General features: G+C 60.2%; 15 protein-coding genes and 2 tRNA genes. 4 read left to right on the plus strand and 13 right to left on the minus strand.

The genetic code is table 11. The annotated features are described in order from the left end of the window. Positions 1-132: 132 nt before the first annotated feature. The 8 genes from ACM6J5_RS12930 to rnr form a co-directional block, all read right to left on the minus strand. Positions 133-2,436 carry a YgiQ family radical SAM protein gene (locus ACM6J5_RS12930; protein ID WP_007994999.1) on the minus strand — a complete coding sequence of 768 codons (2,304 nt, stop codon included), beginning with the start codon at positions 2,434-2,436 and terminating at the stop codon, positions 133-135. A gap of 190 nt (positions 2,437-2,626) precedes the next feature. Further along, entirely contained in the window at positions 2,627-4,024 is a 1,398-nt protein-coding gene (dnaB, locus tag ACM6J5_RS12935) for a replicative DNA helicase (protein ID WP_053153720.1), read from the minus strand. A gap of 120 nt (positions 4,025-4,144) precedes the next feature. Then, positions 4,145-4,591 carry a 50S ribosomal protein L9 gene (gene rplI, locus ACM6J5_RS12940; protein WP_034149636.1) on the minus strand — a complete coding sequence of 149 codons (447 nt, stop codon included), beginning with the start codon at positions 4,589-4,591 and terminating at the stop codon, positions 4,145-4,147. Between the two features lie 19 nt (positions 4,592-4,610). Beyond that, positions 4,611-5,504 carry a hypothetical protein gene (locus ACM6J5_RS12945; protein WP_095945453.1) on the minus strand — a complete coding sequence of 298 codons (894 nt, stop codon included), beginning with the start codon at positions 5,502-5,504 and terminating at the stop codon, positions 4,611-4,613. Between the two features lie 36 nt (positions 5,505-5,540). Continuing rightward, complete coding sequence (rpsR, locus tag ACM6J5_RS12950) at positions 5,541-5,771, minus strand: 30S ribosomal protein S18 (protein ID WP_002551829.1); 231 nt, start codon at positions 5,769-5,771, stop codon at positions 5,541-5,543. Positions 5,772-5,799: 28 nt separating this feature from the next. Further along, positions 5,800-6,222 carry a 30S ribosomal protein S6 gene (rpsF, locus tag ACM6J5_RS12955; RefSeq protein WP_008048087.1) on the minus strand — a complete coding sequence of 141 codons (423 nt, stop codon included), beginning with the start codon at positions 6,220-6,222 and terminating at the stop codon, positions 5,800-5,802. A 305-nt stretch (positions 6,223-6,527) separates the two neighbouring features. After that, positions 6,528-7,295, minus strand: coding sequence for a 23S rRNA (guanosine(2251)-2'-O)-methyltransferase RlmB (gene rlmB, locus ACM6J5_RS12960; protein ID WP_095946402.1), 768 nt, complete (start codon positions 7,293-7,295; stop codon positions 6,528-6,530). After that, entirely contained in the window at positions 7,292-9,919 is a 2,628-nt protein-coding gene (gene rnr, locus ACM6J5_RS12965) for a ribonuclease R (RefSeq protein WP_095946401.1), read from the minus strand. Before rnr ends, rlmB begins: the two co-directional genes overlap by 4 nt. 225 nt (positions 9,920-10,144) lie before the next feature. On the opposite strand from rnr, the gene ACM6J5_RS12970 reads away from it, so the two are divergent. From ACM6J5_RS12970 to ACM6J5_RS12985, 4 genes are all read left to right on the plus strand, one after another. Next, a tRNA-Leu gene (locus tag ACM6J5_RS12970) sits at positions 10,145-10,231 on the plus strand. Between the two features lie 167 nt (positions 10,232-10,398). Further along, positions 10,399-10,485, plus strand: a tRNA-Leu gene (locus ACM6J5_RS12975). A 272-nt stretch (positions 10,486-10,757) separates the two neighbouring features. Beyond that, positions 10,758-11,768 carry an extracellular solute-binding protein gene (locus ACM6J5_RS12980; protein WP_095946400.1) on the plus strand — a complete coding sequence of 337 codons (1,011 nt, stop codon included), beginning with the start codon at positions 10,758-10,760 and terminating at the stop codon, positions 11,766-11,768. Then, positions 11,768-13,333, plus strand: a complete 1,566-nt coding sequence (locus ACM6J5_RS12985) for an ABC transporter permease (RefSeq protein ID WP_414928641.1) — start codon at positions 11,768-11,770, stop codon at positions 13,331-13,333. Before ACM6J5_RS12980 ends, ACM6J5_RS12985 begins: the two co-directional genes overlap by 1 nt. Before the next feature lie 120 nt (positions 13,334-13,453). Here ACM6J5_RS12985 and ACM6J5_RS12990 read toward each other — a convergent pair whose 3' ends face one another. From ACM6J5_RS12990 to hflK, 5 genes are all read right to left on the minus strand, one after another. Next, positions 13,454-15,388 (minus strand): methyl-accepting chemotaxis protein, encoded by a 1,935-nt coding sequence (locus tag ACM6J5_RS12990; RefSeq protein WP_095943161.1) that lies wholly within the window; start codon positions 15,386-15,388, stop codon positions 13,454-13,456. Positions 15,389-15,538: 150 nt separating this feature from the next. Beyond that, a complete protein-coding gene (locus tag ACM6J5_RS12995; protein ID WP_150673205.1) occupies positions 15,539-16,828 on the minus strand; it encodes an adenylosuccinate synthase in 1,290 nt (429 codons plus the stop codon). A gap of 54 nt (positions 16,829-16,882) precedes the next feature. Beyond that, entirely contained in the window at positions 16,883-18,070 is a 1,188-nt protein-coding gene (locus ACM6J5_RS13000) for an ATP phosphoribosyltransferase regulatory subunit (protein WP_150673206.1), read from the minus strand. Positions 18,071-18,382: 312 nt separating this feature from the next. Then, positions 18,383-19,252, minus strand: coding sequence for a protease modulator HflC (gene hflC / locus ACM6J5_RS13005; RefSeq protein WP_056725458.1), 870 nt, complete (start codon positions 19,250-19,252; stop codon positions 18,383-18,385). After that, on the minus strand, positions 19,252-20,427 hold the full coding sequence (gene hflK / locus ACM6J5_RS13010; RefSeq protein ID WP_150673207.1) for an FtsH protease activity modulator HflK: 1,176 nt from the start codon (positions 20,425-20,427) through the stop codon (positions 19,252-19,254). The genes hflC and hflK overlap by 1 nt, the downstream gene beginning before the upstream one ends. Positions 20,428-20,473: the final 46 nt, after the last annotated feature.

Genomic DNA, 20,473 nt, shown 5'->3' on the forward strand with positions numbered 1-20,473 from the left:
CTACAGGGAAACGCATTTCATTGTAGGAGTGAGCCTGCTCGCGATGAGGCCAGTAGCTCCAGTACATTTTCTCAAGCCTTGAATGCAGAACGCCAACCCGAAGGTTGGCGTTCTGTTCAGCGGGGGCGCGGCTTAGCGCGGCACGACCGGCTTGCGTGTCGGCTTTGGCCCCTTGCCTTTGGCCGCATCCTTGCGCTCCTTGGCCGCCTGCTGATTGCGGGCGAATGCCGCCGCCTTGGCCTGTTCGCGCTTGTCCCACGGGTTGCCGCCATCGCTGGCACGTGGCGGAAGGCCGGTGTGCTGGGTCAGGATCTTGGTGGTCTTTTCCCCTGCAACCTTGTGGCTACCGGCCGGCGTCGAATTCTTGCGACGGGCGCTCTGGTAGCTGTCAGTCGACGGCTGGTGCAATGGAATCAACTGGTTCTTGCCCGGCCCGATCAGGTCGGCTCGGCCCATGCGAGTCAGTGCCTCGCGCAGCATCGGCCAGCCCTTCGGGTCGTGATAACGCAAGAACGCCTTGTGCAGACGACGCTGCTCCTCGCTCTTGACGATGGTCACCGCGTCACTCTTGTAGGTGACCTTGCGCAGCGGGTTTTTGCCCGAGTGGTACATCGCGGTGGCGGTGGCCATCGGCGACGGGTAGAACGCCTGCACCTGGTCGGCACGGAAGCCGTTACCCTTGAGCCACAGGGCCAGGTTCATCATGTCTTCATCGGTGGTGCCCGGGTGGGCGGCGATGAAGTACGGAATCAGGTACTGCTCCTTGCCCGCTTCCTTGGAGTACTTCTCGAACATGCGCTTGAACTTGTCATAGCTGCCGATGCCCGGTTTCATCATCTGGTTGAGCGGACCTTCCTCGGTGTGTTCCGGGGCGATCTTCAGGTAACCACCGACGTGGTGGGTCACCAACTCTTTAACGTATTCCGGCGACTCGACCGCGAGGTCGTAACGCAGACCGGAAGCGATCAGGATCTTCTTCACACCCGGCAACTCACGGGCGCTGCGGTACAGCTGGATCAGCGCCGAGTGGTCGGTGTTCAGATTCGGGCAGATGCCAGGGAACACGCACGAAGGCTTGCGGCACGCGGATTCGATTTCCGGACTCTTGCACGCGATGCGGTACATGTTCGCGGTCGGGCCGCCGAGGTCGGAGATCACGCCGGTAAAGCCCGGGACCTTGTCGCGAATCTCTTCGATCTCGCGAATGATCGACTCGTGGGAACGGTTCTGGATGATCCGGCCTTCGTGCTCGGTGATCGAGCAGAAGGTGCAGCCGCCGAAGCAGCCACGCATGATGTTCACCGAGAAGCGGATCATGTCGTAGGCCGGGATCTTCTCCTTGCCGTACGCCGGGTGCGGAATGCGCGCATAAGGCATGCCGAACACGTAGTCCATTTCTTCAGTGGTCATCGGAATCGGTGGCGGGTTGAACCAGACGTCGACTTCGCCATGCTTTTGCACCAGCGCACGGGCGTTGCCCGGGTTGGTTTCCAGGTGCAGCACGCGGTTGGCGTGGGCGTAGAGCACCGCGTCGTTGCGGACCTTTTCCACCGACGGCAGACGAATCACGGTCTTGTCGCGGGTCATGCGCGGGCTGGCCAGGATCTGTACGACCTTGGCTTCCTGCGGATCTTCAACCGGACCTTTTTCCTGCTCGATGGCGCAGGCCTGGGTGTCCTGGGTGTTGACGTACGGGTTGATGATCTTGTCGATCTTGCCCGGACGGTCGATGCGCGTGGAGTCGACTTCGTACCAGCCTTGTGGCGTGTCACGACGAATGAACGCGGTGCCACGCACATCGGTGATGTCTTCGATCTTGTGACCGTAGGACAGGCGCTGGGCGACTTCGACAATCGCACGCTCGGCGTTGCCGTAAAGCAGGATGTCGGCGCTGGCGTCGATCAGGATCGAGTTGCGCACACGGTCCTGCCAGTAGTCGTAGTGGGCGATGCGGCGCAGGGAAGCTTCGATGCCGCCGAGCACGATCGGCACGTGCTTGTAGGCTTCCTTGCAGCGCTGGCTGTAGACCAGGCTGGCGCGGTCCGGACGCTTACCGGCCAGGCCACCCGGCGTGTAGGCATCGTCGGAACGGATTTTCTTGTCCGCGGTGTAGCGGTTGATCATCGAGTCCATGTTGCCGGCCGCGACACCGAAGAACAGGTTCGGCTCGCCGAGCTTCATGAAGTCGTCTTTGGACTGCCAGTTCGGCTGGGCAATGATCCCGACGCGGAAGCCCTGGGACTCCAGCAGCCGGCCGATGATCGCCATGCCGAACGACGGGTGATCGACGTAGGCATCACCGGTGACGATGATGATGTCGCAGGAATCCCAGCCGAGCTGATCCATCTCCTCCCTGCTCATGGGCAGGAACGGCGCTGGCCCGAAACATTCGGCCCAGTACTTGGGATAGTCAAATAACGGCTTGGCTGCTTGCATGTCGATAACCGGTGTTGGCTTTCATTGAATTTCGCGGGCGCGGAATATAGCACAAATTTTGACCAATTCCGACGGCTGTGGTCGGAAATTGTGGCAACCTCATCGCGAGCAAGCTCGCTCCCACAAGGATCACACCGAACCTGTGGGAGCGAGCTTGCTCGCGATGAGGCCAGGTCAGGCGATGAAAAACTTATTCGTCATCGTCGAAGTTGTAGCTACCCGGCGCCAGGTTCTCGAAGCGCGTGTACTTACCGATGAACGCCAGGCGGATAAAGCCGATCGGGCCGTTCCGCTGCTTGCCGATGATGATTTCGGCGATGCCCTTGTGCTCGGTTTCCGGGTGATACACCTCGTCGCGGTAAACGAACATGATCACGTCGGCGTCCTGCTCGATCGCTCCGGATTCCCGGAGGTCGGAGTTGATCGGCCGTTTGTTCGGTCGCTGCTCGAGGGAACGGTTGAGCTGGGACAGCGCCACCACCGGGCAGTTGAACTCCTTGGCCAAGGCTTTCAAGGAGCGCGAGATTTCAGAAATCTCGTTGGTTCGGTTGTCGCCGCCGGAACCTGGAATCTGCATCAACTGAAGGTAGTCGATCATGATCAGGCCGATCTCACCGTGTTCACGCGCCAGACGTCGGGTACGCGCACGCATTTCCGACGGGCTTATACCGGCGGTGTCGTCGATGAACAGCTTGCGGTCATTGAGCAGATTCACCGCCGAGGTCAGGCGCGGCCAGTCGTCATCTTCCAACTGACCGGAACGCACCTTGGTCTGGTCGATCCGACCGAGGGACGACAGCATACGCATGACCAGCGATTCGCCTGGCATCTCGAGGGAATACACCAGAACAGCCTTGTCACTGCGCAGTACGGCGTTTTCCACCAGGTTCATCGCGAAGGTGGTTTTACCCATCGACGGACGACCGGCGACGATGATCAAGTCAGCCGGCTGCAGGCCGCTGGTCTTTTCATCAAGATCGGTATAGCCAGTGGACAGGCCGGTAATGGCGTTGTCAGTGTTGAACAGCGTGTCGATGCGATCGATGGCCTTGGTCAGCAAATCGTTCACACCCACCGGGCCACCGGTTTTCGGCCGGGCCTCGGCAATCGCGAAGATCTGGCGTTCCGCTTCGTCGAGGATCTCCTCGGCAGTGCGACCTTCCGGGTTGAAGGCGCTGTCGGCGATCTCGGTGCTGATGCCGATCAGTTGGCGCAACGTCGCGCGCTGACGGACGATCTGCGCATAAGCCTTGATGTTGGCGACGGACGGTGTGTTTTTCGCCAGTTCGCCAAGGTAACCGAGGCCACCCACCTGCGACGTCTGACCTTCCTTGTCCAGCTGTTCGGCAAGGGTCACGACGTCAATCGGGGAGTTCTGATCGGCCAGCTTGGCGATCGCACGGAAAATCAGACGGTGGTCATGTCGATAGAAATCGCCGTCGGAGACTTGATCGAGCACGCGTTCCCAGGCGTTGTTGTCCAGCATCAGACCACCGAGTACAGCCTGTTCGGCTTCGATGGAATGCGGCGGCACTTTCAGCGCGGCGGTTTGCAGATCGTATTGCTCGGGAGCGGAGATTTCGTTCATGGCCACTTGGAATCAGATGTAAAAACGGGGATGCCAGAAAGACAAAGGGCACGACCTGTAAACAGGATCGTGCCCGATGTTACCGGCAAGCACCCGAGGGTGCCAGCCGACAAGTGCTGCTTAAGCTGCTACCACGACAACGCGTACGGTGGCTTCAACTTCGGCGTGCAGGTGCACGGCTACGTCGAATTCGCCTACGTTGCGGATGGTGCCGTTCGGCAGACGAACTTCGCTCTTCTGCACTTCAACGCCGGAGGCGGTCAGTGCGTCAGCGATGTCGTGAGTACCGATCGAACCGAACAGCTTGCCTTCGTCGCCAGCGGTGGCAGTGATGGTCACTTCCAGCTCGGCCAGTTGGGCAGCGCGGCTTTCAGCCGACGATTTACGATCTGCTGCAGCTTTTTCCAGCTCAGCGCGACGCTCTTCGAACGCAGCCAGGTTGGCTGGGGTCGCAGCGGTAGCTTTGCCGTAAGGCAGCAGGTAGTTACGACCGTAACCAGCCTTAACGTTCACTTTGTCACCCAGGTTGCCCAGGTTGGTGACTTTTTCCAGAAGGATCAGTTGCATGTGAAAATCCTCTTAACTTTTAACCTTCACCGTTCGCGTTATCGGCATCTTTCGGTGCCGAACGACCGCGAAAATCAATCAGGCTGTCGACGATGGCCAGGACCACCAGCAACGGATAGATCAGTTGCATGAACAGCAACAGCGTCACGTACAACCCCACCAGCCAGAACCTGGCCAGTCGCTTCTGCGCCACCAGCCCGTGAATCAGGGCCAGCCCGGCGAACACCAGCGGTACACTGCACAACGGCGTCAACATGGCCATCTGTGAACCGAAATTCGGCCCCAGAAGCATGCACGCCAGCAGCAACATCGCCGGCAACAGCGGGATGCGGATGGCGCGAAACTCGCGACCAAAACCGCCCGGGTTGTACAACAACGCCTGCCAGTAGCGCCCGACAAGCAGGCTCAGCAAGCTGACGATTTGCAACAAAGCCGCAATCAGGCCGGTCAGGACCGGTGCAATCAGGGACGCGAAACGCGCTTGTTCGTCTACCGACAACTTCTGGTAGACATCGCCGAGTAGCGACGGCATGACTTTGATCAAAGCCTGCGCCAGCATCTCGATCTGGGGAGCAAAAGCTGTCCCCAACACCACTGAAAACACCACTCCCATCGCTATGCTGACCAGCAGCACGCGGTTCCAGGACTCGCTTGCGCGCAAAACCAACGCAAGGCTCGCAGACCCCAGTAGCACCAGAAGTGCCCGTGGGTCGTCGGAGTAAAGCCACCAGGCCAATGCCGGCAGCAGTCCCAGAGCAAGAACGCCCAGGGCGTCCCTCAATCCGCGCCGCAGGAGCACAAGGCATCCGGCGGCAGCACCCAACCAATACAACAACGGCAATGCCGCGCATCCAGCCACTACGAGAGTGGCCTGCATACGGCCGCGCATGATGAACTCAGCTATGGCCCGCATGCATTCAATCCTTTGCTACGTGTCGACTGCCCGGTCTCAGCGGCCGTGGCTGTCGGTGTAGGCCAGCAGGGCCAGGAAGCGGGCGCGCTTGATAGCGGTGGCCAGCTGACGCTGATAACGAGCTTTGGTACCGGTGATGCGGCTTGGAACGATTTTGCCGGTCTCGGATACGTAGGCTTTCAGAGTGTTGAGATCTTTGTAATCGATCTCTTTCACGTCTTCAGCGGTGAAGCGGCAGAATTTACGACGACGGAAGAAACGTGCCATGTAATTGGCTCCTTAAAAGGTCCGTGGATTACTCGTCAGCGTTATCGCTGTTGTCGCTGTCATCACTATCAGCGCTTTCAGCGCCTTCGTGCTCAGGACGGTCGCGACGCTCACGGCGCTCACTGCGGTTTTCTTCAGCCTTGAGCATCTCGGACTGGCCGGTAACGGCTTCGTCGCGACGGATGACCAGGTTACGGATCACTGCATCGTTGTAGCGGAAGTTGTCTTCCAGCTCGGCCAGGGCCTTGCCAGTGCACTCAACGTTCAGCATCACGTAGTGAGCCTTGTGAACATTGTTGATTGCGTAGGCCAGTTGACGACGGCCCCAATCTTCCAGACGGTGGATTTTGCCGCCGTCTTCTTCGATCAGCTTGGTGTAACGCTCAACCATGCCGCCGACTTGCTCGCTTTGATCCGGGTGGACCAAAAAGATGATTTCGTAATGACGCATGAATGCTCCTTACGGGTTGTAGCCTGCCGCTCAAAAGCGGTCAGACAAGGAGTGAATGACACTTATGGACTTGCGGACGCTAGACACGTTGGTGCCTGCCATCACAGCAAGGGGCGCAATTGTAGAGAAGGGGCGAGGGAGGCGCAAGGTAATTGGTGATTATTTGAACAACCCCAACCTTTCCCTCACCACAAAAACACTGTGGGAGCGAGCTTGCTCGCGATGGGGATGCAACATTCGACATTGATGCTGAATGTTACTCCGCTATCGCGAGCAAGCTCGCTCCCACAGGGACTGCAACTGGATCAGGACTTCTTGGCAGCAGCCTTGGCTTTGACACTGCGCTGGCGCTGCGCTTCGAACAGGCAAACACCCGTCGCCACGGAAACGTTGAGACTGCTGACGCTACCGCCCATCGGCAGGTTCACCAGGTAGTCGCAATGCTCGCGGGTCAGGCGACGCATGCCCTTGCCTTCGGCGCCCATGATCAGGATGGTCGGGCCGGTCAGATCCTGGTCATACAGACTGACCTCGGCTTCACCGGCCGTGCCGACCACCCACAAGCCGCGCTGCTGGAGCTTTTCCAGGGTGCGCGCCAGGTTGGTCACGGCAACCAGCGGAATCACTTCCGCCGCGCCGCAGGCGATTTTTCGTACAACCGGAGTCAGGGTCGCCGACTTGTCCTTCGGCACGATCACTGCCAGCGCACCCGCCGCATCGGCCGAACGCAGGCAGGCGCCGAGGTTGTGCGGATCGGTCACGCCGTCGAGCACCAGCAACAACGGCGCGCCGTCGGTGCGATCGAGCAGCTCGTCGAGCATCGCCTCGCCCCAGACCTGGCTCGGACTCACGTCCGCGACCACACCCTGGTGCACACCTTCAACCCAGGCGTCCATTTCGCGGCGCTCGGCCTGGCCAACCTGGACCCGGTTTTCGTTGGCCAGCTCGATCAGCGTCTGGACCCGAGGATCATTGCGGCCTTCGGCCAGCCAGATCTGCTTGACGCGTTTCGGGTGGTGACGCAACAACGCTTCTACAGCATGTACGCCGTAGATCTTTTCCAACTGACTCATGGCTTGGCCTTAGGTTTACGCGCCCCGCCACTCTTGGCTGGAGCCGAGCCCGCTTTTGGCGGGCCTTTACGATGTTTGCTCGGTTTGGCTGGCTTGCCGCCGACGGCCTTGTCAGGCGTCGACCGACTGGTCTTTCCCCCAGACGCCGCTTTACCGCCGCTTTTCGCACCGGCGAGCAACGCCTGTTTCATTTCACGACTTTTGCGCACCTCGGCGTTCTTCGCCGCTGCATCGCTCGGGCGATAGGCTTCTACAGCCTTTTCCCTGGCAGGACGACGACCGGTTTTCGCCGGGGCCGGTTCTGCTTCGACTTTCGCTGCGGGTGCGGTGCTTTCGGTGCCACGCTTCTTGCGGCCGATCGGCGCGCTGATGGTTTTTTCGGCCATCTCGAAGTCGATCTTGCGCTCGTCGAGGTCGACGCGCATGACCCGCACTTCCACGGTGTCGCCCAGACGGAAGCTGCGACCGGTACGCTCACCGGCCAGGCGGTGGTGCACAGGATCGAAGTGGTAGTAATCGCCCGGCAGCGCCGTGACGTGCACCAGGCCTTCGACGTAGATATCGGTCAGCTCGACGAACAGACCAAAACCGGTCACGGCGGTGATCACACCCGGGAACGATTCGCCCACGCGGTCCTTCATGAACTCGCACTTGAGCCAGTTCACTACGTCGCGGGTCGCTTCATCGGCACGGCGCTCGCTCATCGAGCACTGCTCGCCGAGTTGCTCCAGGGCCGCTTCGTCGTACGGATAGATGCGTGCTTTCGGAATGGTCATCGCACCGGCACGGCGAACGTGCGGGGTGTTCTGCTTCGAATGGATCACGCTGCGAATCGCCCGGTGCGTGAGCAAGTCCGGGTAGCGGCGGATCGGCGAAGTGAAGTGGGTGTACGCCTCGTAATTCAGACCGAAGTGGCCCTGGTTATCGGCGCTGTACACCGCCTGACTCAACGAACGCAGCATGACGGTCTGGATCAGATGGAAATCCGGACGATCCTTGATACCGGCCAACAGTGCCTGGTAATCCTTCGGCGACGGACCATCCTTGCCTTTGTGCAGGGACAGGCCGAGCTCGCCGAGGAACGCGCGCAGCTTTTCCAGGCGCTCCGGTGGCGGACCATCGTGAACACGGTACAGCGCGGGGATTTCGTGCTTCTTCAGGAATTCGGCGGTGGCCACGTTGGCCGCCAGCATGCATTCCTCGATCAGCTTGTGAGCATCATTGCGCACGGTCGGACGGATTTCGGCGATCTTGCGCTCGGTACCGAAGATGATCCGGGTTTCCTGGGTTTCGAAATCGATCGCGCCACGTACGTGACGGGCCGCCAGCAACACCTTGTACAGCGAGTACAACTGCTTGAGGTGCGGTACCACGTCGGTGTATTCACCGCGCAGCTTGCGCCCTTCGGTGGCTTTCGGCGTCTCCAGCATCGCGCTGACCTTGTTGTAGGTCAGACGGGCATGGGAGTGGATCACCGCTTCGTAGAAGCAATAGTCGGTCATTTCGCCGGTTTTGGAGATGGTCATCTCGCAAACCATGGCCAGACGATCGACTTGTGGGTTCAGCGAGCACAAACCGTTGGACAGCTGCTCAGGCAGCATCGGGATCACGCGCTCGGGGAAGTACACCGAGTTGCCGCGAACCTGCGCTTCGGCATCCAGCGCCGAACCGAGTTTCACGTAGCTGGAAACGTCGGCAATCGCCACGTACAACTTCCAGCCGCCGGAGAACAGGCGCAGCTTGCCCGGGCGGGCTTCGCAATAGACCGCATCGTCGAAGTCGCGAGCATCTTCGCCGTCGATGGTGACGAACGGCAGATGACGCAGGTCGATGCGCTTCTCTTTGTCTTTCTCTTCGACTTCCGGCTTGAGCTTGCCGGCTTCCTTGAGCACGGCGTCAGGCCAGACGTGAGGAATGTCGTAGGTACGCAAGGCAACATCGATCTCCATGCCCGGCGCCATGTAGTTGCCCACGACTTCAACCACGTCGCCTTGCGGCTGGAAGCGTGGCGTCGGCCAGTGAGTGATCTTCACTTCGACGAACTGACCGATCTGCGCGTTGGCGTTACGACCCGGGGTCACCAGCACTTCCTGCTGGATCTTCGGATTGTCGGCAACCACGAAACCGATGCCGCCCTCTTCGAAGTAGCGGCCGACGATGGTTTCGTGAGCGCGGGACACCACTTCGACGATCATGCCTTCGCGGCGACCACGACGGTCCAGGCCGGAAACCCGGGCCAGGGCACGGTCACCATCGAACACCAGACGCATCTGCGCCGGGCTCATGAACAGGTCGTCACTGCCGTCGTCCGGCACCAGGAAGCCGAAACCATCACGGTGACCGCTGATGCGCCCCAGGATCAGGTCGAGCTTGTCCACCGGCGCATAAGTGCCGCGACGGGTATAGATGAGTTGAGCATCGCGCTCCATGGCGCGCAGGCGGCGGCGCAGGGCTTCGATCTGGTCTTCTGTGGTCAGACCAAACTCTTCGACCAGTTGCTCGCGGTTAGCAGGCGAACCTCGATCAGCAAGATGCTGAAGGATCAGTTCGCGGCTAGGAATAGGGTTTTCATATTTTTCCGCTTCACGAGCGGCCTCGGGATCGAGGGACTGCCAATCGGCCATTAGAGAGTTTTCACCTTGTCTATATGCGGGTTAGTTTGGCATAGGCGTAATGAAACGGGAAATTTCAGGCTAAGACGACCCATCTAAAGCCCTGTATCGACACCGTAAAGCTGTTTTGAAGACCGTCGATGAAATTTTCCATGTTTTTTTGACCCTGGGGGTTTACAGTTAAAAAGACGCTCCGTATAGTGCGCGCCATCGACGACGGACAACGTTGCCGATACTGCCCAGATGGTGAAATTGGTAGACACGCCAGCTTCAGGTGCTGGTGACCGCAAGGTCGTGGAAGTTCGAGTCTTCTTCTGGGCACCAATTTCGAGCTTGAGATTAGTTCAATTTCAAGGCTCACACAAAAACCCGCGAAAGCGGGTTTTTGCATTTTTGACCACTGGTTTATTATTTTTAGAATCAGGGGTTTACAGATCAAAATGCTCTCCGTATAGTGCGCCACATCAACAGCGGCAACGCTTGCGATGAATGCCCAGATGGTGAAATTGGTAGACACGCCAGCTTCAGGTGCTGGTGACCGCAAGGTCGTGGAAGTTCGAGTCTTCTTCTGGGCACCAATTCAAATTCAAGGTTACGACCTTGAATTTCACAGAAACCCGCGAAAGCGGGTTTTTGCGTTTCTGGCCCCTGAAAAATCACCGACCCTCTGTAGGAGCGAGCTTGCTCGCGATGCACTCGAGAACAGCGCTTGTTCTCAGACAGAACGCGCCATCGTTCACGCCCATCGCGAGCAAGCTCGCTCCTACAGGAATCAGCGTCCGCATTTGAGAAACAATATCGTTTATCATTGTTGCAAGTTTTTGCAATGCGACAGTGAGGAACCCTGCGAATGATGTTTCGAAATACCCTGCGCCGCGGCCTGACCATTACCCTCCTCGGCCTGGCACTCGCCACTCCCCTCACCCAAGCCGCCGATCCGGTCGCCCTGACCCTCTACAACGGCCAACACAAAGAAGTCGGCGACGCGGTCGCCAAGGCCTTCGAAGCCAAGACCGGGATCCACGTCAATGTGCGCAAAGGCAGCAGCAACCAGCTCGCCAGCCAGATCGTCGAGGAAGGCGATCGCTCCCCCGCCGACGTGATCTATACCGAAGAATCACCACCCCTGAACAAACTTGGCGAACAAGGCCTGCTGGCCAGGACGGATGACGCCACGCTGGCCGTTCTGCCCAAGGAATACGTCGCCGGCAACGGCACCTGGATTGGCGTGACAGCCCGGGTGCGCGTCGTTGCATTCAACCCCAAGCTGATCGATGAAAAAGACCTGCCGACATCGGTGATGGAATTCTCCGATCCGAAATGGCAAGGCAAGGTCGGCTTTGTACCCACCAGCGGCGCCTTCCAGGAGCAAGCAGTAGCGATCATCAAGGTGCACGGCATGGACGCCGCCGAAGAGTGGCTTACCGGTCTGCGCGCATTCGGCAAGACCTACAGCAACAACATGGTCGCGCTCAAAGCCGTGGAAAATGGTGAAGTCGCCACAGTGCTGGTGAACAACTACTACTGGTTCGCCTTGCAACGAGAAAAGGGCCAGCTCGATTCCAAGCTGCATTACTTCACCGGTGGCGACGTCGGTGGGCTGATCACCGTTTCCAGCGCTGCAGTCCTGAAATCCAGCAAACACCCCAAAGAAGCCCAGCAGTTGCTCGCCTACATGGCCAGCGAGGAAGGCCAGCGCGTGATCACCCAGACCACCGCCGAATACCCGCTGCACAAAGGCATGGAGTCCGATCGCGGACTCAAGCCGTTCAGCGAACTGGAAGCACCGAAAGTCACGCCAGCCGACCTCGGCAACGCCGAAGAAGCGCTGGACCTGGAACGCGACGTTGGCTTGAACTGATGAGCGCATCGCTCTCTGCCACCAGTCTGCGCAGCCACAACGCGCCTCGCCGCAAGCGTCCACCCATAGGGCTGGTGTTGCCGGTATTGTTGCTGGTCGTACTCAGCCTCCTGCCGCTGGCCTATGTCGGACTCAAGGCCTGGCAAGCAGGCTGGGCCGAAGCCTTGCACCTGTTGTGGCGACCGTACGTATTCGGCCTGCTGCGCAACACCCTTGCGTTGATGCTGGGCGTCACCCTCGCGTGCGGCGTGATCGGCCTGTCGCTGGCGTGGTTGCTCGAGCGCAGCAATCTTGCGGGACGACGACTGTGGGGCGTGATCCTGTGCCTGCCGTTCGCCGTACCGGCCTTTGTCAGCAGCTTCACCTGGGTTTCTCTGAGCGCCCACCTTGAAGGACTCGGTGGCGCGATCCTGGTGATGAGCCTGTCGAAGTACCCGCTGATTTTCCTGCCTGTAGCAGCAACCCTGCGCAACCTTGACCCCTCCCTTGAAGAATCGGCCCGCACCCTGGGCCAGAATCGCTGGGGCGTGTTCTTTCGCGTCACCCTGCCCCTGCTCTGGCCCCCGCTGCTGGCGGGATCACTCCTGATTGCACTGCACATGCTGGTGGAGTTCGGCGCCCTGTCGATCATCGGCTTGCAAACCTTCACCACAGCGATCTATCAACAGTTCGAACTGGAGTTCAGCAATGCCAACGCGGCAATGCTCTCCGCCGTACTGCTGATGTTGTGCCTGGCGCTGCTATGGCTGGAGCTGCGCGTGCGCGGCAAGGGTCGACACGTGCGCACCGGCCAGGGCGCGGCGCGACGCGCGGAACAGATTCAACTGGGCTCTTGGGCCGTGGCGGGACAGCTTTACTGCCTGCTGCTGGCAATCATCGGCAGCGGGATTCCGCTGGGCATGCTGGCCTACTGGCTGGCGGTGGGATCATCAGCCGCCTTTCCCGTGGCGGCAATCGGCGAAGCCTTGCTGTCCTCCCTTGCCCTGTCGCTGGGTGGCGCGGCGCTGTGCCTGGTGCTGGCGGTGCCAGTCAGCCTGCTGGTCGTGCGCTACAAAGGTCAACTGGCGATCTGGGCCGAGCGCCTGCCGTATCTGCTGCATGCGCTGCCGGGACTGGTCATTGCCCTGACCCTGGTGTATTTCGCCCTGCACTACGTGCCGATGCTTTACCAGACTTCGGCATTGCTGCTGATCGCCTACGCCCTGCTGTTTCTGCCGCTGGCCCAGGCGCCGATCCGCACCGCCCTGAACAAGGCAGCACCACAGCTTGAGGAGGCGGCGCGTACGCTGGGCGCCTCGTCATTCAGCGCTTTTTGCCGAGTGACACTGCCGATCATTTTCCCGGCGCTGGGGGCGGCGTTTGCACTGGTGTTCCTGGATGCGATGAAGGAGCTGACGGCGACCTTGCTGCTGAGCCCCACCGGGCTGAACACCCTGGCGACGGAAGTCTGGGCGCATACGGCGAATGTGGAGTTTGCGGCGGCTGCGCCTTATGCGGCGTTGTTGATACTGGTGTCGGGGTTGCCGGTCTATCTGCTGACGACCCGGATGTATCTGAGTCGTTAAGACCGCCATCGCGAGCAGGCTCGCTCCCACATTTGATCTGAGGCGCCCACAATTTTTGTGTCCGCCAACCATCATTGTGGGAGCGAGCTTGCTCGCGATGAGGCCATCCCTGACAAAGCATCAGGCCCTGAACTGCCCCAGGCTCGCCTTCAACTGCGCCGCCAGACCATCGAGCACCTTTCCGCTCGCCGTGGTCTCCACAACGGCTTGCGCCGCCTTCTCGGCCTGGGCGTGAATGGTCTGGACCCGCCCCCGCACTGCCTGTGCGCCCTGAGCCTGATGCGCCGCGGCCTGGGTAGCCAGACCGATCGCCGCATGCACCTGCTCGACGGATGCCTGCACCGACTGCTGCAACCGCGCACTGTCACGCAGCACCAGCAAACCCTCACTGGCCTGGCGCCCAGCTTGACCAATCGCAGCCACCGCCTCACGGGCACCTTGCTGCAATGCCACGATGTGCGCCTGAATATCGCCGGTGGAACTCTGCGTCTTGCTCGCCAGCGCCCGCACCTCGTCAGCCACCACGGCAAACCCGCGTCCAGTCTCGCCGGCACGCGCCGCCTCAATCGCTGCGTTCAGCGCCAGCAGGTTGGTCTGCTCGGCGATCCCGTGAATCACCGTCAGCACCACCTCAATTTGCTCACTTTGCTGCGCCAGGCGCTCGATTACCTGGGCACCTGTGTTGACCTGCCCCGCCAGCTCCTCAATCAGACTGCCCACTTTCGCCGAGGTCCGGGTGTTTTCGTCGGTAGCCTGACGAATGTCCACCACCTGCTTCAACGCCGCCTGCATGGCATGGCTTTCCGACTGGGCTTCATCAGCCATTTGCGACAGCGCGCGCAAACTCTCCGCCACCTCATCACGCTGCATGCCAGCCGCGGCATCCGCACCGGCGTTGCGCAAGGTCATGGCACCGATTTCCACGCCGGTACGCTGGGCCACATCGCCCGCCTCACGCACGATCGGCTGCAACTTATCCACAAAGCGATTGACCGCCGAGGCCATGTCGCCGATTTCATCCTTGCTGTTGATCTGCACACGTTTGGTCAGATCGCCCTCGCCCGCCGCCAGGTCATCCATGGCAACGATCAGCATTTTCAGGCGATTGACCACTCGACGACCGAGCACCACCGCCAACAACAGCAGGACACCGAAACCCACCACCGCCAGACACACGCCGATGCGCCAGCGCAATGTCGTAGCAGCTTCCTGCACGGTACTGGTGGTATTGGCCTTCATTTCAGCCGCGGTGGACTGCGCCGACTGCAGGCGCGAGCGCATGGCCGTTGCACTGTCGGCGGCCGCACCTTTGAGGCTGTCGCCCACCAGCTGGTCGCTGCTGGCGATCAATGCCGAGAAGCGCTTGTCGAGGGCCGCCAGATCAGTCTCAACCGAAGCAGTCGAGACCCCCATCAGAACCTTGCCGATTTCTACGCCATTAGGATTGATCGAGGCCTCGATGTAGAACACCGATGGATCGTTCTTCGCCGCATCCAGCACCTTGTCCAGCGCACGCTCGCCCTGGCCCTTTTCCAGCAGCGCCTTGTTGATCGGATTTTCCCGGTTGAGGTAGCGCGTCAGGTGCTGGCCCGTCGCGTCGTCATACACTACGAACAGCACATTGGGATTGCGCTGGGCCCGGCGGGCAAATTCGGAAAGTGTCGGAACGTCGTTGTCCCACATGGCGCGAGGCGCGACAGAGGCCAATAGCTGCGCCATGTCGCTGGCGGAGTCCTTCAGATCTTTTTCCAGCGTTGAGCGCAGCTGCGCCTGCTCGTCCTTCAGCCGCGAGGACAAACCGGCCGTGAGGCGCTGACGCGTACTGGTGGAGAGGCTGTCAAGGCTCGACGTGACTTCGCGCCCAGCCTGCTCAAGCTCGGCGGACAGCTTTTGGCTGTCCGCACCCAGGCGCAGGCCCAGATCGGCTTCCAGCGCGGTCACCGTGCTCCGGGTCAGAGCGACAGCTACCAGCACCTGCACCAAAAGGGCGATACCAAGGGTAACGAACACGGGCCGCAACAAACGGCTCTGTAACAATGAGAGAACGGCCGACACTTGATATCCCTCTGCAAAAGCGCCATTAAATTGATGGCACGCCAAAAGTGACGTTTTAGGCAAAGCTAATAGCAAAGGTCATGCCGTCCAACAGGCATAAACGACAAAGGCCCCAATTAAGGGGCCTTTGTGTTTTACATCAACGACTTATCAAGCAAACGGATGGCGCAGAACGATGGTTTCGTTGCGGTCCGGGCCCGTCGAAATAATGTCGATCGGCGCGCCGATCAGCTCTTCAACGCGCTTGATGTAAGCACGGGCGTTAGCTGGCAGCTCTTCCAGGGTTTTGGCACCCACGGTCGACTCGGTCCAGCCCGGCACTTCTTCGTACACAGGCTGCAGGCCCACGTAGCTGTCAGCATCAGTCGGGGCAACGGTATTGCCTTCTGCATCTTTGTAGCCGACGCAGATGTTGATGGCTTCCAGACCGTCGAGCACGTCCAGCTTGGTCAGGCAGATGCCCGAGATGCTGTTCACATCGATAGCCCGACGCAGGATAACAGCGTCGAACCAGCCACAACGACGAGCACGGCCAGTGGTGGCGCCGAACTCGTGGCCTTGTTTAGCCAGGTGCGCACCGACTTCGTCGAACAGCTCCGTCGGGAATGGACCCGAACCTACACGCGTGGTGTAAGCCTTGGTAATGCCCAGGATGTAGTCCAGGAACATAGGGCCAACACCCGAACCGGTAGCAACGCCGCCAGCAGTGGTGTTAGAGCTGGTCACGTACGGGTAGGTACCGTGGTCGATGTCCAGCAGGGAGCCTTGGGCGCCTTCGAACATGATGTCTTTGCCAGCGCGACGCAGGTCGTGCAGCTCGGCAGTCACGTCCAGCATCAGCGGCTTGAGCAGCTCAGCGTATTCTTTGCATTCGGCCAGGGTCTTGTCGAATTCGATGGCTGGCTCTTTGTAGTAACCCACCAGCATGAAGTTGTGGTAATCCACCAGTTCACGCAGTTTGTCTTCAAAGCGCGGCATGTTGAGCAGGTCGCCCACACGCAGGCCACGACGTGCAACCTTGTCTTCGTAGGCCGGGCCGATACCGCGACCGGTGGTACCGATCTTCAGCTCGCCACGGGCCTTTTCACGGGCCTGGTCCAGCGCAACGTGGAAGGACAGGATCAGCGGGCAGGACGGGCTGATACGCAGGCGCTCGCGCACCGGTACGCCTTTTTCTTCCAGCTTGGTGATCTCGCGCAGCAGGGCGTCAGGTGCAACCACCACGCCGTTGCCGATCAGGCACTGCACGCCTTCGCGCAGCACGCCCGACGGGATCAGGTGCAAGACGGTTTTTTCGCCGTCGATCACCAGCGTGTGGCCAGCGTTGTGGCCACCCTGGTAACGCACTACGGCGGCAGCATGTTCGGTCAGCAGATCAACGATCTTGCCTTTGCCCTCATCACCCCATTGGGTGCCCAGGACTACGACATTCTTACCCATAACACTTGTCCTCATTCGCGCAAACTTGGTGCCGGCGGCAGCCGGCGGGAAAACTCAAGAAGCCAGTGGCGATACTTGCCAAAGCCCGTTCTGCTGAATCAATTGCCGGTCGCAGTCCGCTTCACGGGCAGCGGCCAAAGGTTGTCCAGGCAAGGCCTGAACGACACGCTGACCCTCACTGCGCAACTGGCAAACCTGCTGCCAGAGTGCCGCATCCGTACTGTCAGGCATCCAGATACCGCCAGACGGTAGCTCGATCTCAGCACGCCCCAGGGTCACCAGGGTTTTCAAATCAGTGGAGAAGCCAGTCGCCGGGCGGGCGCGACCGAAGTCGGCGCCAATGTCGTCGTAACGACCACCCTGGGCAATGGACTGGCCAACACCCGGTACGAACACGGCGAACACCACACCGGTGTGGTAGTGGTAACCGCGCAGCTCGCCCAGGTCGAAATACAGCGGCAGCTCGGGGAAACGCACGGACAGCCGCTCGGCAATTGCCAGCAAGTCATCCAGCGCAGCCAGAACAGGGGCCGGCGCCTTGGCCAGGCGCTCGCGGGCCGCAACCAGCACTTCACGACCACCACACAGGTCAACCAGCGCCCGCAGCATGCCCGACAGATCGGCAGGCAAGCCTTCGGTCAAGGTAATGACCTCGTCGATGGCCTTGCGTTGCAAGGCATCGAATAACTGCTGCTCGACTTCACCGGACAAACCGGCCGCGCGGGCCAGGCCACGGTAGATGCCAACATGACCGAGGTCCATGTGCACATCCGGCACATCGGCCAGTTGCAGCATGGCCAGCATCAGACTGATGACTTCGACGTCGCTGCTCGGACTGCCGTCGCCGTACAACTCGGCACCCAGTTGAATCGGGCTGCGCGAGGACGACAAGGCGCGAGGCTGAGCGTGCAGGACACTACCGGCATAGCACAGACGGCTTGGGCCTTCACGACGCAGGGTATGCGCATCGATGCGCGCCACTTGCGGCGTGATGTCGGCACGGAAACCCATCTGACGGCCCGATTGCGGGTCGATGACCTTGAAGGTGCGCAGATCCAGGTCCTGGCCCGCGCCGGTCAGCAGGGATTCCAGGTACTCGATATGGGGAGTCACGACAAACTCGTAACCCCAGCTCTGGAACAGATCCAACACCTGACGACGCGCGACTTCAATACGCGCAGCTTCCGGTGGCAGTACTTCTTCGATGCCATCTGGCAGAAGCCAGCGGTCTACCGTTGCCATTACGCCTTCCCCTATCTCCGGGCGACCAGCCTGTCGGCGAGCCTTGAGTGAAGCAGAAAATGATCGGCTTGCGCACAAACCACGCGCATGAGCGACGGAGCGAAAAGCCCTTCTACCGGCTTCGCCAACCACTTTCCTCGAAAAACTGTCGAGCCAATCGGCCCGGCATCTGCTTGAAAACAGCAATCAAACATGCAGACGCAAAAAAGCCGGGAATTTCCCGGCTGCCGCATCATACACACGTTTTCCCAAAGGATCACCCCGCCAGAGGTTTTAGCCGCCCGGCGGGGGATAAATCAGGTCAACGCCGTATCAAGGCTTGGCTTTTTCCAGGTAGTGGAAGAAGTCGCTGCTTGGGTCGAGGACCAGGACGTCGGATTTGTTCGCGAAGCTTTCACGGTAGGCGCGCAGGCTACGGTAGAACGCGTAGAACTCCTGGTCCTGACCGTAGGCCTTGGAGTAGATCGCAGCAGCCTGGGCATCACCGTCACCGCGAACCTCTTCGGATTCACGATAGGCTTCAGCCAGCAGCACACGGCGTTGACGATCGGCGTCGGCACGGATGCCTTCGGCCAGCTCGTTACCCTTGGCGCGGTGCTCGCGAGCTTCACGCTCACGCTCGGTGCTCATACGCTCGAACACGCTGCGGTTCACTTCTTTGGGCAGGTCGATGGTCTTGACCCGAACATCGACCACTTCGATGCCCAGCTCTTTCTCGGCCATCTTGTTCAGCGAAGCCGTGATATCCGCCATCAGCGCATCACGCTCACCCGACACCACTTCGTGCAGGGTGCGCTTACCGAACTGGTCACGCAGGCCCGATTCCAGACGACGGGACAGACGCTCGTCGGCGATCTGCTTGAGGCCGGAAGTCGCGGTGTAGTAACGCTCTGCGTCCTTCACGCGCCACTTGGCGTAGGCATCGACCATCACGGCTTTCTTTTCCAGCGTCAGGAAGCGTTGTGTCGGTGCATCCAGCGTCATCAGGCGTGCGTCGAATTTACGCACCTGGTTAACGTAAGGCACTTTCACATGCAGGCCTGGCTGAACATCGGTCTGGACCACGCGACCGAACTGCAGCAACACCGCACGCTCGGTCTGAGCCACGATGTAGAAGCAGTTCCAGGCAGCGATCGCCACGACGACGCCGACAATAAGGGCGATCAGCGATTTATTGCTCATCAGCGACTCTCCCTGGTACGTGCTGGCTGTTGCTGCAGATCAGCTGCCGCACGCGCATTCGCTTCATTGCTGGTGGCTGCCGCACTGCTCACCTGGGTGCCGGTACTGCGACCACTTTCGACCATCTTGTCCAGCGGTAGGTACAACAGGTTGTTCTGGCCGTTCTTGTTGCCGGTCACGAGAACCTTGCTGGTGTTGCTGAAGACTTCCTGCATGGTGTCCAGGTACAGACGCTGGCGGGTGACTTCAGGGGCCTTGCGGTACTCGGCGACCAGCTTGGTGAAGCGGTCGGCCTCACCCTTGGCGCGCGAGACGGTCTCGTCACGGTAACCGTTGGCATCCTCAAGGATGCGCTGGGCCTGACCACGAGCTTCCGGCACGACGCCGTTGGCATAGGTTTCGGCCTGGTTGCGCGAACGCTGCTCGTCTTCCCGGGCACGGATCACGTCATCGAAGGCTTCCTGGACTTCACGCGGTGCCGCTGCGCTCTGAACGTTGACCTGGGTGACGGTGATACCGGTGCGATAGGTGTCCATGAAGCGTTGCAGACGCTCCTTGATCTCGCTGGCCATCAACTCACGACCTTCGGTCAGTACCTGGTCCATCGCGGTGGAACCCACCACATGGCGCAAGGCGCTGTCGGTCGCGTGCTGCAGGCTGATTTCCGGCTGATCGACGCTCAGCACGAAGTCCTGCAGGTTGCTGATCTTGTACTGCACGGTCAGCGGCACTTCGACGATGTTCTCGTCTTCAGTCAGCATCTGGCCCTGCTTGGTGTACGCACGCTCACGCGTGACGTTTTCCATGTACTTCTTGTCGATCGGCGGGAAGTAGATGTTCAGGCCCGGACCCACGGTTTCGTAGTACTTGCCGAAGCGCAGCACTACAGCTTGCTCCTGCTCGTCGACGACATAAACCGCGCTGTACAGCCAAACGGCGGCCAACACGACCAGACCGATGCCGAGCAGGCCGCCAAAGCCGCCACTCTTGCCCGGACCACCGCCGTCGTCGCCACCACGTTTCTTACCGCCACCGAACAAACCGTTCAGGCTTTCCTGCAGCTTTCGGAAGGCCTCGTCGAGATCCGGTGGCCCCTTGCGGTCGCCGTTGTTACGACGTTTGCCACCCCAAGGATCCTGATTATTCGAGTTGCCACCCGGCTCATTCCAAGCCATAGCGCTCTCCATCTGATAAAGCAAAGACGCACCCACGGCGCGCCGA

The organism is Pseudomonas sp. IT-P74, from assembly GCF_949768175.1.
Lineage (GTDB): Bacteria > Pseudomonadota > Gammaproteobacteria > Pseudomonadales > Pseudomonadaceae > Aquipseudomonas.